At 52.9% G+C, this 12,933-nt stretch carries 13 protein-coding genes; 5 read left to right on the forward strand and 8 right to left on the reverse strand.

Annotated features, from left to right (window positions below; all coding sequences use genetic code 11):
• Positions 1-87 precede the first annotated feature (87 nt).
• Both B2310_RS03775 and B2310_RS03780 read left to right on the forward strand, forming a co-directional pair.
• Complete coding sequence (locus tag B2310_RS03775; RefSeq protein ID WP_290728798.1) at positions 88-669, forward strand: flavodoxin family protein; 582 nt, start codon at positions 88-90, stop codon at positions 667-669.
• Position 670: 1 nt separating this feature from the next.
• The gene (locus tag B2310_RS03780; RefSeq protein WP_290781579.1) at positions 671-1,771 is read left to right on the forward strand and encodes an MBL fold metallo-hydrolase; all 1,101 of its coding nucleotides are present in this window, start codon (positions 671-673) and stop codon (positions 1,769-1,771) included.
• Position 1,772: 1 nt separating this feature from the next.
• Here the strand turns inward: B2310_RS03780 and B2310_RS03785 are convergent, their stop codons facing one another.
• Entirely contained in the window at positions 1,773-2,252 is a 480-nt protein-coding gene (locus B2310_RS03785; RefSeq protein WP_290727016.1) for a GNAT family N-acetyltransferase, read from the reverse strand.
• A gap of 75 nt (positions 2,253-2,327) precedes the next feature.
• Here B2310_RS03785 and B2310_RS03790 point away from each other — a divergent pair, with 75 nt between their 5' ends.
• The 3 genes from B2310_RS03790 to B2310_RS03800 are packed head-to-tail and all read left to right on the forward strand — an operon-like array spanning position 2,328 to position 5,555.
• A complete protein-coding gene (locus tag B2310_RS03790; protein ID WP_290728802.1) occupies positions 2,328-3,362 on the forward strand; it encodes a hypothetical protein in 1,035 nt (344 codons plus the stop codon).
• A complete protein-coding gene (gene hisA / locus B2310_RS03795) occupies positions 3,362-4,144 on the forward strand; it encodes a phosphoribosylformimino-5-aminoimidazole carboxamide ribotide isomerase (protein WP_290728804.1) in 783 nt (260 codons plus the stop codon). The genes B2310_RS03790 and hisA overlap by 1 nt, the downstream gene beginning before the upstream one ends.
• Positions 4,113-5,555, forward strand: coding sequence for a glycosyltransferase (locus tag B2310_RS03800; protein WP_290728807.1), 1,443 nt, complete (start codon positions 4,113-4,115; stop codon positions 5,553-5,555). Before hisA ends, B2310_RS03800 begins: the two co-directional genes overlap by 32 nt.
• 16 nt (positions 5,556-5,571) lie before the next feature.
• Here B2310_RS03800 and B2310_RS03805 read toward each other — a convergent pair whose 3' ends face one another.
• Genes B2310_RS03805 through B2310_RS03835 form a run of 7 tightly spaced genes read right to left on the reverse strand, consistent with a single transcriptional unit; the run spans position 5,572 to position 12,896 of the window.
• Entirely contained in the window at positions 5,572-6,954 is a 1,383-nt protein-coding gene (locus B2310_RS03805) for a TldD/PmbA family protein (protein WP_290728809.1), read from the reverse strand.
• A gap of 1 nt (position 6,955) precedes the next feature.
• The gene (hisF, locus tag B2310_RS03810) at positions 6,956-7,747 is read right to left on the reverse strand and encodes an imidazole glycerol phosphate synthase subunit HisF (protein WP_290728811.1); all 792 of its coding nucleotides are present in this window, start codon (positions 7,745-7,747) and stop codon (positions 6,956-6,958) included.
• 4 nt (positions 7,748-7,751) lie between these two features.
• Complete coding sequence (gene trxA, locus B2310_RS03815) at positions 7,752-8,075, reverse strand: thioredoxin (protein ID WP_072808313.1); 324 nt, start codon at positions 8,073-8,075, stop codon at positions 7,752-7,754.
• A 41-nt stretch (positions 8,076-8,116) separates the two neighbouring features.
• Positions 8,117-8,767 (reverse strand): DUF3575 domain-containing protein, encoded by a 651-nt coding sequence (locus B2310_RS03820; protein ID WP_290728813.1) that lies wholly within the window; start codon positions 8,765-8,767, stop codon positions 8,117-8,119.
• Positions 8,768-8,822: 55 nt separating this feature from the next.
• Positions 8,823-10,547, reverse strand: coding sequence for a PCMD domain-containing protein (locus tag B2310_RS03825; RefSeq protein WP_290728815.1), 1,725 nt, complete (start codon positions 10,545-10,547; stop codon positions 8,823-8,825).
• A complete protein-coding gene (locus B2310_RS03830) occupies positions 10,548-12,086 on the reverse strand; it encodes a PCMD domain-containing protein (protein ID WP_290728817.1) in 1,539 nt (512 codons plus the stop codon).
• A 9-nt stretch (positions 12,087-12,095) separates the two neighbouring features.
• Complete coding sequence (locus B2310_RS03835) at positions 12,096-12,896, reverse strand: hypothetical protein (protein ID WP_290727025.1); 801 nt, start codon at positions 12,894-12,896, stop codon at positions 12,096-12,098.
• Positions 12,897-12,933: the final 37 nt, after the last annotated feature.

The following is a 12,933-nucleotide window of genomic DNA, read 5'->3' on the forward strand; positions in this document are numbered from 1 at the left end:
CTGAAGAAAAAGTTGTTCGAATCCCCGGACGATTTTGACAAGTAGAATTTTAATAAAGAAACATTTTTCATAACAAAGGAATTTATCATGAAGGTCGTTTTATTCAATGGTAGCCGTCGCGAAAAGGGTTGCACCTACACGGCTCTGAACCTGGTGGCTGGCGAACTCAAGGCCGCTGGCATCGAGACGGAAATCTTCTTTGTGGGTGGTCGCGTGCTGAAGGGCGAAACCGATGCCGTGGTTCACGAAGCCAAGGAAATCCTTAAAACTGCCGACGCCGTCGTTTACGGCTCCCCGGTCTATTATGCATCCCCGAGTGGCGAGATGCTGATGTTCTTGGACAGGCTTTACGGCATTGCCGAAGCGGAACTGCTCTTTAAGCCCGCCGCAACGGTTGCTTCTGCCCGCCGTGCCGGCACTACCGCAACGCTCGACGCCCTGAACAAGTACCCCACCTTTGCGCAACAGCCCCTGGTGACATCTCGCTATTGGAACATGGTTCACGGTTCCAGCCCGGAAGATGTGCTGAAGGACGATGAGGGCGTGCAGATTATGAAGGAACTGGGCCGCAACATGGCGTGGATCCTGAAGAGCATCGAAGCGGGCAAGAAGGCGGGTGTCGTGCAGCCTATTGCCGAAAAGAAAATCTTCACGAACTTTATCCGCTAGAATGGGAACGATGCGCTTGCGTTTTGCAAAGAACAAGAAACTCATGATTACGGCGATTATCTTATCTGTACTTTTTATTTTGGGAGATGTGGGCGTGTTGTTCTTATCGCAGGCAAGTTTCGGGCGCATCCCGCAGGGCAAGCGCCTTGAACGTATCAAGCAGTCGCCGAATTACGACGGAAAGCAGTTCATGAACGAGGTAGAAACCGTCACCATGACGGGCGACAGGAGCGTATTTGCCGTTTGGAAGGATTTCCTGTTCGGAGACAAGAGTCAGACCGTTCCCGACACCGCATTGAACGTCATCAAGACGGACCTGAAGTCGCTACCGCAGGACCGCGATTGGATTGTGTGGTTCGGACATTCCTCGTACCTGCTTAATTTATCCGGAAAGAAAGTGCTGGTGGACCCGGTTTTTTACCAGGGTTCGCCGGTGAGTTTCGTGAACAAGATGTTCAAGGGAACGGACGTCTACAAGCCCGTCGACATGCCGGATATTGACTACCTGGTGATTTCGCACGACCACTGGGACCACTTGGATTACCGGGTGGTGACGGAACTGGAACCCCGCGTAAAGCGCGTGGTGACTGGCCTCGGCGTGGGCGAGCATTTTGAATACTGGAAGTATCCCGTTGAAAAACTTACGGAACTCGACTGGTGGGAATCTGTTGACCTGGGCGAAGGCTTTAACGTGACGGCGACTCCGGCAAGGCATTTTTCGGGCCGCGATCTTCACCAGAATAAGACTCTGTGGGCGTCGTTCGCGTTCAAGTCTCCTAAGCGCACAATTTGGATTGGCGGCGATTCGGGTTATGGCCCGCACTTCGAGAAAATCGGAAAGAAATTTACCGACATCGATTTGGCGATTCTTGAAAATGGGCAGTACGACAAGGATTGGTCGCTTATCCACACCATGCCGGAATACCTGGGCAAGGAAATGGTGGAACTAGGCGCGAACCGCTACATGACGGTTCACCACTCCAAGTTCTGCCTGAGTAAGCATTCGTACACGGAACCGCTGGAAAATGCGAAACGCGCCGCCCAGGAATCGGGCAAGCCCGTGCTCATGCCGCAAATGGGCGAGGTCGTGTACCTGGAATAAATTACAACTCGTGATAGTACGGGCAGATGTTTTCGTAATGCCCGTCCTTCATTCGAAAACCTTTCGGAATGGTTCCGAGCTGGACAAATCCGAGGCGTTCGTACAGGTGTCGCGCGTGCGTGTTGCTTTCGACGACGGCATTAAACTGCAAGACTCCGAAGCCATGCTTTTTAGCTTGTTCAAGACAGTCCTTCACCAGCTTTTCGCCGATATGCTTGCCCCTGGATTCCGAAGCGACTGCGTAGCTCGCATTTGAAATGTGCCCGCAACGGCCCACGTTATTCGGGTGAAGAATGTATAGCCCGAAAATCTTGTCGTCCTCAACCGCAACGGCGCAGTAGGTCTGTGCGGTAAAGAACTGCTTGCCGCTTTCGGGTGTGAGCAAGTCCTCTTGCGGGAAGGCGATGCCGTCTTCGACCACCTCGTTCCAGATGCGGATCATTGCCGTAAGGTCCGCTTCGTTGTACTGCCTGATAACCATAAAATAAATATAGTTATTCATGGGACACAATTTTTTTCATAACCCTTTTTTCTATTTTTTTATATGATGAACAAAATGACAAACATTATTTTTTCTGTACTCCTGGCTTTTGCTGTGGCAACCGTCTATGCAGTCGATGTTTCTGCACCGTCAGGAGCAACGCGTAACCTTACAGCAAATGACTTCTTGCCACACCAAAATAGCGCAAAGGAATTCAACGAAACATGGAGCTACCAGTTTGTATTTGACAACGGCACCCGTGCTTTTGTAAACTACTCCACGCTATATGTTCCGGCGTCCGGCAAAAAAGTTGGCTGCGACCTGACCTTCTGGAATTTCAAGAGCAAGACCCACGCCGTCGGACGCCAGTATCCTCCGGAGCGCCTGAAAGTTCTCAAGGAAAAAACATCCATCGATATCAAAGGTGAATATGCGATGGAAGGCAAGCCCGGCAAGGGCCACCGCGTGTATTTTACCGCCGACAAGGAGGGAAAATTTTTCCTGGATTTGACATTTGAAAGCGCCGAACAGGGCAAGGTCAACGGAGACGGCATCTGGAAAGTCGGCAACGACAAGTTCGCCCAATACATCCATATTCCCTATGGCCGTGTCTCGGGCCGCATCGGCTACAACGAAGACACCATCGCCGTTAAGGGATACGCCTACATGGACCAGACCTGGCAAACGGTACAGGCAACGGATCTCACCATTCGCTCGCTGAATTTCAGCACGAATGCGAGGAACCCGATGTTCGCAGGACGCATCTCGCTCACCAAGGACGGGAAGTCCTTCGGCTATGCGCTCTACAACGACGGAAACGGTTCCAAGGTCGTAATCCCGGCAAGCATCAAGGAAGGCGAAGAAACCTACAACGGGAAGAAGTTCCCCAAGAATCCGCTCGCCATTGAATGGAAAGAAGCCTCCCCCATGCTCAGTTTCCCCGTGAACAAGACTTACCAAAAAGCAAGCCTCTTGGACAAGGTAGACGGTTGGATCGCGAAAAAGGCGATGAAGATGGCAGCCGGTGGCGAAGTCCTGTTCTACCGCGGCCGTAGCGATGGAAGCAACGGCAAAAAAATTGACTGGACGGTCACTGGAGTGAAGGACTAATGACCAAGTTCCGCCCCTGCATAGACCTGCACGACGGCCGCGTAAAGCAGATTGTCGGAAGTTCCCTCTCTGACAGCGGAGAAGGACTCAAGACGAATTTCGAGACCGATCGTTCCCCAGCCTGGTTCGCCGAGCTCTACAAAAAAGATGGAATCAAGGGCGGGCATGTAATCATGCTCGGAAAGGGAAACGACAAAGCGGCGAAAGCAGCCCTCGCGGCATACCCCGGAGGACTGCAGGTCGGAGGCGGAATCAACGCCGAAAACGCTCGCGAATATATCGATGCGGGCGCATCGCATGTTATTGTGACAAGCTGGATTTTTCCAGAAGGCAAGCTCGACCGCGAAAGGCTCGAACTGCTATCGGCAACCGTAGGCCGCAAGCATCTCGTCCTTGACCTGAGCTGCAAGCGCACAGCCGACACGTATAGCAATGCAAGGCCCCGTTGGAAGATAGCCATTAACCGTTGGCAAACGCTCATCGATATCGAGATTACGGCAGAGACGCTAAACGACCTTTCGCGCTATTGCGACGAATTCCTAATTCATGCCGCCGACGTGGAAGGAAAGCAGCAAGGCATGGACGATGAACTTATCGTTTTCCTAGCAGAAAACAGCCCTATTCCCTGCACCTACGCGGGGGGAGCCAAGTCACTTGCCGACCTTGAACATTGCAAAAAAATTTCTAACGGAAAGATTGACCTCACCATCGGATCGGCCCTTGACCTTTTCGGTGGCAAAGGAGTAAAATATGAAGACTGCGTCAGGTTCAACAAAGCTTAAGGCGACCGACGCGCTGGATTCGCGCCCCCATATCTTCGGGCGCACTGTCACGAGCACCTTCAGGAAGATGTTCAGTTTCAGACACCAGCCCCCAGGAAACCTCCGCACCGGCTTGATTCCGCCCGTAGTATTCTTGGCGCTCCTCGTAAACGTTCCCAAGCTCCTTAAGCTACGCTTCTATTTAAAGCAGGAACGCAAAAAGCGTCCCGCCGACGACGTGCGCATCCTTTTCTACTCTGACAACCTGGACGAGACAAACGGAATCGCAAACAACCTGAGAAACGTGATTCCCTACATGCGCGCCCACAACATGAAGGCTTTCCTTGCGGGAAGCGCGTTCAACACGCGCCCCTGCGGTGTCGTCGAAAACAGCTACTGCATTTTGCTTCCGCGCCTGTTCAGCATGGAACAGCTCGGGTACGCGAACAGCGAACTCGCCATTCCGCGCATAGGCCCCGTTCTACGACTGCTCAAACGCTACCCCGTCGACCTCATCGAACTTGAGACGCCGAGTCCCGGCGCCTGGCTCGTATGCTTCTGTGCAAAGGTTGCGGGCATCAAGGTATTCAGCCACTACCGCACCGACGTGCCCACCTACACGCGCACGCTTGTAAAGGCAAAGTGGATGTACTATTTCGTGCTTTGGCTCATGAAAACCTTCTATGGCATGACCAAACCCGTCGTAAGCCCCTGCAAGGACTACGCAGACATTCTCACCTCGCAACTGAAAGTTCCCAAGAACCAGGTCCAGATTCTACCCCGTGGACTCCCGCTCGAAAAATTCTCGCCCGACCTGCGCGGCAAAGGCGTGTGGGAACAGTTCAACGGCACCGCAGCATCGGCACAAGCCGAGCGCAAGGTGCGATTCTCGTTCATCGGCCGCATCTCGAAAGAAAAGAACCTGGAATTCCTGAACAGCGTGTGGAAAAAATTCGCGGCCAAGCACAATGATGTGGAACTCATGTATGTTGGTTACGGCTGGTATCTCGAAGAAATCAAGAAGTTCTTCGAAGGCGACAGCAGCGTGCACTTTGCCGGAGAACAGGGCGGCGACACTCTCGCAAGCCTCTACGCAGATTCAGACTTTTTCCTATTCCCGAGCGTAACCGATACTTTCGGAAACGTCGTGGTCGAAGCCATGGCGACGGGGACACCCGCCCTCGTAAGCGACTATGGCGGTCCCCACGACATCGTGATGGACAACGATGCCGGGCACATTCTCCCCATCGAAGAAAACGCCTGGCTCGATGCGCTGGAAGAAAGCCGACGTCTCTATCTCGAAGAACCGGAAGCATACCGGAAAATGCGCGAGACCGCATACGAACGCACGCGCAAATACACGATGCAGAGTTCCACCAGGGCTCAGTTCGAGTATTTCAGGAAACTGAAGAAAGAAGCCTACGGGCTATAAAAAGCAAAAGTATCGCCTAGCGGCCGCCGACGAGAATCTGATCGACCTTAATGCTCGGCTGTCCCACGGTCACGGGCACATGTCCCGAAGAGGCTCCGCAGACTCCCGCAGCCAATTCCCAGTCACTCCCGACCATGCTGATGCGCGGCATGATTTCGTGCCCCTTGCCGATGAGAGCAGCCCCGCGCACAGGTTCGCAAATCTTGCCATTGCGGATGACATAGCCTTCGTCGACCGCGAAATTGAACTCGCCCGTCGCAGGGTTCACGGAGCCGCCTGCCATGCGAGCTGCATAGAGACCATTGTCGACGCTCGCAATCATGGAATCGAGCGTATCCTTACCAGGTGCGATAAACGTGTTTCGCATGCGGCTCACGGGTGCGTACTTGTAGCTTTCGCGACGGGCAGACCCCGTGCGGGCAATCCCCACTTCGGCAGCGCCCACGCGGTCGCTCATGTAAGTTTTCAAAATACCATTCTCGATAAGAGTCGTGCGCTGCGTGGGCATCCCTTCGTCATCGAACTTGAGACTTCCCCACACGCCATCGAGCGTGCCGTCGTCAATGGCTGTAAGGCACGGTTGGCCAATAGCCTCACCGAGTTTACCACAGAAGGGACTAGCACCACGACGCACCGCTTCCGTTTCGAGCGGATGGCCGCACGCCTCGTGGAAAATTACACCACCAAAGCCGTTACCCATCACCACGGGCATCTGACCGCCTGCGATGTAGCCTGCATCGAGCATACGCACGACGCGTTCGGCACAGACAGTCGCCAATTCCTCCGGAGAGTAATTATCGAGAAGTTCGTAGCCGCCAAGTGCGCCCGGAGCTTCGTGCGTCGTCAATCTCTCGGTTCCATCCGTCGCCGTGACCGTTACGTTCACACGGAGACGAGAACGATCCAGAACGAGATTCAAGCCCTCGCTGTTCATGAGCGTTATCATGGAACAGGAATCCGTTACCGAAGCGCCCACCTGGACTACCTTGTCCGAAATTTCACGAGCTGCCTTGTCGGCACGGAAAAGAAAATCTTGCTTGACCGCCTGCCCAAGCACGCGAGGATCGCGGAACGCATCCGCATTAAAATCCGCCACGCGCTTCCGAGGTGCAAATTCTACAGGTTTCGCCGACATGCCGGCGATACGTCCAAAAGCAAGCGTCTGCACCAATTTGACCAGAGCATCTTCGCTATCATCGCTCGTAAAGCCGTAAAGGACCTCAGTCCCGTACAAGAGGCGAATGCCGATACCGTATTCTGTCCCTGCCGTTGCAGTCTCTATATGGCGATCCTTAAGTCCAAGAGACGAGCTACGGGTTTCTTCTTCGAAAATTTCGACAAAGTCGGCGCCGGCAGCCTTGCCCGCCTCGAAAATTTTGACAGCGACTGACGGATTCACTTTAAACCTCGCCGTTCATCTTCTTGCGCACGGGGATTCCCGCAGCAAGCATTTCCTTCTTGATTCCGGGAACCGTGTAGTCGCCGAAGTGAACCATCGAAGCAACCAGCGCCGCATCGGCAGAAGTCTTGCGGAACAAGTCCACGATATGCGTCGGAGTACCAGCGCCACCGCTCGCAATCACCGGCACCTGCACGGTTCGCGCCACCTGGTCGGTGATGTTGAGTTCGTAGCCGTTGCGCACGCCGTCGGTATCAATGGCGTTCAGGCAGATTTCGCCCACGCCCAAATCTTCGGCCTTTTTCGCCCACTCGACAGCATCGATTCCCATCGCCTGGCGACCGCCACGGATATACACCTCGTAGCCGCTTTTGAACTTGTCCGAAACACCCACGAACTTGGCGTCCATGCCGAGCACCACGCACTGGCGACCAAACGCCTTCGCGCCGTCGACTATGATTTCGGGATGCAGCACGGCGAGGCTGTTCACGCTCACCTTCTCGGCACCTGCGAGCAGGGCCTCGTGCATGTCGTCGAGGTTGCGGATTCCGCCACCTACGGCAAACGGAATAAACACACGCTTAGCAATCTGGCGTATCATTTCCATGTCGCACGGGCGGTTCTCGGCGCTCGCTGTAATATCGTAAAAAACGAGCTCGTCCACGCCATCGGTACTATACTGCGCCCCCATTTCTACGGGGTCGCCGATATCAACATTGCCCTTGAACTTGACGCCCTTCGTCACCTTGCGGTTGCGGACATCGAGGCAAACAATCAGACGTTTTGTCAACATGGAACTACAGGTTCCTGTCGATGACGGCCTTGACGGTCGCCTTGGGCACGGCACCCACCACGTTTCCTACTTCTACGCCGTTCTTGAACAGCTTCATGTTCGGGATGTTCGTGATGCCGAAGCGGGCGCAAATGTCCTTCGCGCCATCGCTGTCCACGTCCATCTTCGCGATAATGGCCTTGCCGTTGTATTCGTCGGCAAGTTCATCGATAATAGGGCCCATCATCATGCACGGACGGCACCAGGTTGCCCAGAAATCCACAAAAACAAGCTGACCAGAAGAAATGGCCTTGTCAAAATTTTCAGCAGTCAAATGTATTGCCGGCATAAAAATCTCCGTTTTTGTAGATAAAAATAGAAAATTCTAGGCTAGAAAGCAAAGCCCATGGAGAAGTTCAGATCGAAACCAAAACCGTTTCCGGCAATTTCCTCGGCATCTTCAGCATCGCTGGCAGAACCCGACATTACCGTATAACCCATACCGACATCCATGGCCATGACGAAGCGCCCGCTCGTATACTTATAACCGCCATAAACAACAAAGACAAACGCATTCACGGAAGCCTCCTTGTCATCGTCATGATCATATTTGTAAGTGTACTCCATCGAAACATGTTCATAGCCAATCTGCGGGGAGACGTACCAACCACGATGTCCTTCTCTAAAATAGTACCTGACACCTTCATAGAGGCCAACCAAGAACATGCTGATCGATTCATCCTTATCCGAAACGTCCAGCCACATCAATTCCGGACGGGATACCAGGGACAGGTGGGTGCCAAGATTATTTTCGACCGTCGCAATAATCGAAGGCATTCCAATAAGAGAGAAAATAGCCATCGATATCGGGTGAATGGACACGGACATGGAGTAGTCGTTCGACGGAGCCGAAGCAGCCGGCTGGGCTTCCTGGCTAGACTGCGTGGCGCTACTTCCGTCAGAATCCCCATAGCTATAATCGTCCTGGGCATTCGCGAGAACAGCGACAAGGAGGGATGTGACAATGATTCGTTTGAACATTTTGATCTCCTTCTAGTAAAGAATGGTTAAATATGTTATCAAATATAGTAATAAATCAATAGAACAAGCGCATCTCGTCAACCCAGAGAGTAGCCCCGACAGTCCCCTTGTAGAGATTTCCGAGCGCACTGGATGCCACGACAACGCGGATATGCGTCACGTCAAAGTCATCCGGGGTTTCCGTCTGCACCATATGGTTGTCGATTCCGGCGGAATTCTTGAGGTTCTTGTTAAAAGCGCTAGAATTGAAAATCGGCGACCCTTCTAGGGGGGGGCCATACTTGAGCGCAAGGCGGATAGTCTTGTAGCCATCGCGTCCGGCATCGGTAATGGAGACCACATCCGGGTCATCCTCGCTCTCGACCGTCGTCGCGCGGTACCATGCAGAGGCCACCATCGTGTTCACATCGCTGGACGTGCGGTACTGGTTCTTGCCCTCGTTGCTCGTGCGGCTGCGGTGTTCGAGAATCACGTAGAGGTCACAGGAATCCTTCTTGCCCTCGTACTTCACGTCGAATTCCACAAACTTCGGGCGACCGTAGAACGGCCTGCCAAAATCTATGAGTTCGTTGCCGTCGTCGTAGCTGGTCAACTTGAGCGTGCCTACGCCCTTGGGATTGAAATAGCCGATAAACATGTTGCCACTCGCAAAGCGGCCTATGCCTAAAACAGTCGCATTTATCGATTCCATCTTGATAACTTCTTCATCCTCGTTCACAGTAAGAGTCTTGGTCGACGAAATGGCGGAGTTGTTGCCATTGTCCCAGCCGTCGATATCGTTCTTGTTGCCAAAGTCATCCTTCGCCCAGTGGTTGAAATCGCTGCCCGGATACTGGTAGCCCGCCTTCACGGTGTAGGTTCGCTCAGCATCGTCATTAGAAAGAGTCACCTTCAATCCACGCGAAAAGTCGTGGGACTCGCCCACCTTGACATTTGCCGTAGCGCCATCCGAAAGATCCAGTCCCTTGATTTCAAGGTCGCGCAAGTCCAAATCAATTGCATAATCCATATTCAGGAAAACCGTACCGGCATCCTGGTCGATTTCGCCCTCGACCTCTCCCGCGCCGGCAATAAACCTGAGGAGTTTCGGGGCATTCGCTGGCACCTCCACTGACGAGGAGGATTCCGGTTCCTCGCCACTCGCCGAAGACTTTCCACTGCTTGCAGAATCGCCACCCTTTGAAGAACTGCTAGACGTCTCCTTCTTCGCGCTACTCGAAGAACCATCCTTATCGGAATCTTTTGCCGAAGACGATGACTTGCTAGAGCCTTTTGCCGAAGAGGACGACTTGTCCGATTCCTTCTTTTCGGGAATTTCAAACGCGATCTGCCACAAGTCGGGAATACCGCTTTCGGAAACAACCACCACATAGACAATCCCGCTCGAAGGAATGCGAATCTTATCGCCTTCGCGCAAGCGTTCCTTCGCATACGAAACCTCCTGTGAAAGCGAATCCAATGCAGCGGAATCCTGCGGGAACTCCTTGAACTTGCTGGTGACGAGATGGAGCGTCGCCATGGAGCTTATATCGAGATTGCCAATAGCCACAGAATCCCAGGTATCGAGACTGTCGGGAATCTCGGCGAGAGTCACCATAATCTTGTGTTCATCGGGATAGACCGCCGCATTGCCATCCTGTTCCTCAAAGGCAATCTCGTTCATCTTCCGGTAATCGGACGTGCCGAACGTATCGTAGTCCGCAGTACAGCCAACAAACAAAAGGAATGACGCCACAACGACGAGCAGGAACTCAAGAGGGCAAATCGCAAACTTCTTCATCTATTCCTCCTCATAAATCAGTTTAAAGTCATCCAGCACAAGCGCCGAATTTTCGCCACCACGATACTTGTCATCATTGCCCAGCGTCCCGCCACTCACGACATGAGCGTATGCGGAAGAAGCGAACATCACATGAATCGCGACCACATCCTCGTCACCCTTGCCAAGCGAAAGGCCTTCCGCGACGGGGTATTCTCCCGAAAGCAGCCCGAACGGATCCTTGCCGTAAGAAAGATTCACCGTACGGTTTTTCATATCCACGCTCGCATCGTCCGAGAACGCCCCCGTAGCCACGACCTTGCCGTTCTTCCCCACGAGCATCACGTAAACGAGGCTCTTTTGAGGGTAATCCGAAGATTTTCCAGTCTCATGATGGTAAGAATACCTCAATTCGAAGGCAACCGGACGCGCAGTAAAGGGCTTACCGAAACTCATGTCATTTGCAATGTAAGAATCGCCTGTCGAAGGTGTACCTCCGTCAGAGCCCTGCTCATAAATATCCAGCGCCGTCTCACCTGCGTATTCCCCGCTAAAGTAGAAACCGCCCGCCATCTTCCAGCTTCCATCAATAAACAAGAATGAGCCTTCCACTTCGCGGGTCGTAACAGTCGCCATACCGCCATCGAATTCAAGATTCGCCTTCGAAGAGACCTTTATGGCGGCAGACGATGTCTTCGTCGCCATTGCATCGCTCGTTGTAGCCCAGAAGTCGTTGCGGGCGCTAAAGTCGGAACCGGGCAGCTGCACTCCGGCAACCACGCTGTAGGTTGCAACTTTCCCGGAATCATCCGCAAATTCCATCGTTACCCTGTGCCGCAAGTCGTTCACCGTATCGAGCGGCAAAAGATTCACCTTCGAGATGTCCGTTCCGTAGGGCACTTCCACATACACAAGCGAATCTTTCACCGTCACAGTTCCCTTAGCGACAGAAAGTTCAGAAAGTTTCACCGCCTCGCTGGAGCTAGACTCTGGCATTTCACTACTCGACGATTCCTCGCTAGAACTGGATTCGGGAGTCACACTGGACGACGACTCATCCTCCGACGAGCTCGATTTTTCCGAAGAAGAACTTTTTGCCGACGACGAAGATTTTTCACTAGAAGAACTCGACTTCGCCTTTACACTACTCGAGGATTTCTTTTCAGGCAACCTTATAGTCCAGACAGCAACGACACGACTCTCGTCGTCAAGGACGACCAACCGGAGATCTTCATCTCCAAGTTCGATTTCCGTACCAGTATTTACGGGATTGTCCCAGTCAATTTCGGGATCTACCGGATCGTCGTCGAGCGCGAGATAGCACTTGCTGCCGCCAAGGGCCGCAATATTATCGACCGTAAACGAATTTAGCCCATCGGGAAGCACAATCAAGTGCGACTCGATGTCGATTTTGGCATCGTCTACATCTTCAAAGAGTTCGGACATCTCAGGCGCTGCAACAGGAACTTCCGGTTCCTCCGCGCAAGCGTGCAGCAAAAAGGCAAAAGAGCACAAAAAGCCCGCACCCAGCAATTTCTTCCATTGAAAAGCAAACCGCATTGGAACCTCCTAGAAGAACGTCACCAGCGAGAACTTGAGCGCCAGGAGGTTGATTGTAAAATTGACGACATTATATACGACACGGCTCTTTGTTTCGTCATTTTCTTCCACATCGATGATGCTTGAGCTAAGCCCCAGAAGTCCCACCGATGTTTCAAAAGCAATGCGGTTCAACACCATGATGCAGATGCCCGGATTTATACCCGCTTCGATGGACCAGCCCGTATTGCGGGTTTTCTTCAGGTCTTCGCCGTCATCCGTCTGCGAGATTCCGTAGGAATACTCCACCAAAACGGAAGTCTCGTTGAAGAGGTAGAAAATGCGCGAATCCAGCACCTTCAGGTAATTTTTCAAAAGCGGCTGCACAAAGAAGCCGTTGCTCACGTACTTGCGGCGCTCCTTCACGTCCATCAGGTCTTCCAGAAGCGAGAAATCGACATCGAACCAAGTGCGAGAATAGCCCGCTCGCAAGCCAAGCGCCATCGCATCGCGGATAAAATAGCCCCCGAATCCCTCTACCGTGAACGTGTATCCGTAAGCGTCATACACATCGCCGATAAGAATGTTCAAGGCATCGTCTTCCGTATTCGCCTGAATCAGCGAAAGTGTTGCGCCCGCATAAAAATTCCCTTTTGCAATCGACTCGTCCGGTTCAACCGGGAAAAGGGCACCCAGAAGGCCCGATTTCTTTGCAGGCTTTAGTTCCTCGGTCTGCACGGGAACTACGGCCTGGGCAGAATCCGAAACCTTTTCCTGGGCAAACACGGGGAAAAAGGCCAAAAGAAATACGACAAAGGCGGCTTTTCTCATACCCCTAAATTTACCTTTTTACAAGGCAATGAGAAAG

Source organism: Fibrobacter sp. UBA3629 (assembly GCF_002374005.1).
Lineage (GTDB): Bacteria > Fibrobacterota > Fibrobacteria > Fibrobacterales > Fibrobacteraceae > Fibrobacter.

What these genes read in the sequence shown, in the direction of transcription:
- B2310_RS03775 (WP_290728798.1), top strand. Translation starts at nt 88, where the DNA reads ATGAAGGTCGTTTTATTCAATGGTAGCCGTCGCGAAAAGGGTTGCACC.
- B2310_RS03780 (WP_290781579.1), top strand. Translation starts at nt 671, where the DNA reads ATGGGAACGATGCGCTTGCGTTTTGCAAAGAACAAGAAACTCATGATT.
- B2310_RS03785 (WP_290727016.1), bottom strand. Translation starts at nt 2,252, where the DNA reads ATGGTTATCAGGCAGTACAACGAAGCGGACCTTACGGCAATGATCCGC.
- B2310_RS03790 (WP_290728802.1), top strand. Translation starts at nt 2,328, where the DNA reads ATGACAAACATTATTTTTTCTGTACTCCTGGCTTTTGCTGTGGCAACC.
- hisA (WP_290728804.1), top strand. Translation starts at nt 3,362, where the DNA reads ATGACCAAGTTCCGCCCCTGCATAGACCTGCACGACGGCCGCGTAAAG.
- B2310_RS03800 (WP_290728807.1), top strand. Translation starts at nt 4,113, where the DNA reads ATGAAGACTGCGTCAGGTTCAACAAAGCTTAAGGCGACCGACGCGCTG.
- hisF (WP_290728811.1), bottom strand. Translation starts at nt 7,747, where the DNA reads ATGTTGACAAAACGTCTGATTGTTTGCCTCGATGTCCGCAACCGCAAG.
- trxA (WP_072808313.1), bottom strand. Translation starts at nt 8,075, where the DNA reads ATGCCGGCAATACATTTGACTGCTGAAAATTTTGACAAGGCCATTTCT.
- B2310_RS03820 (WP_290728813.1), bottom strand. Translation starts at nt 8,767, where the DNA reads ATGTTCAAACGAATCATTGTCACATCCCTCCTTGTCGCTGTTCTCGCG.
- B2310_RS03825 (WP_290728815.1), bottom strand. Translation starts at nt 10,547, where the DNA reads ATGAAGAAGTTTGCGATTTGCCCTCTTGAGTTCCTGCTCGTCGTTGTG.
- B2310_RS03830 (WP_290728817.1), bottom strand. Translation starts at nt 12,086, where the DNA reads ATGCGGTTTGCTTTTCAATGGAAGAAATTGCTGGGTGCGGGCTTTTTG.
- B2310_RS03835 (WP_290727025.1), bottom strand. Translation starts at nt 12,896, where the DNA reads ATGAGAAAAGCCGCCTTTGTCGTATTTCTTTTGGCCTTTTTCCCCGTG.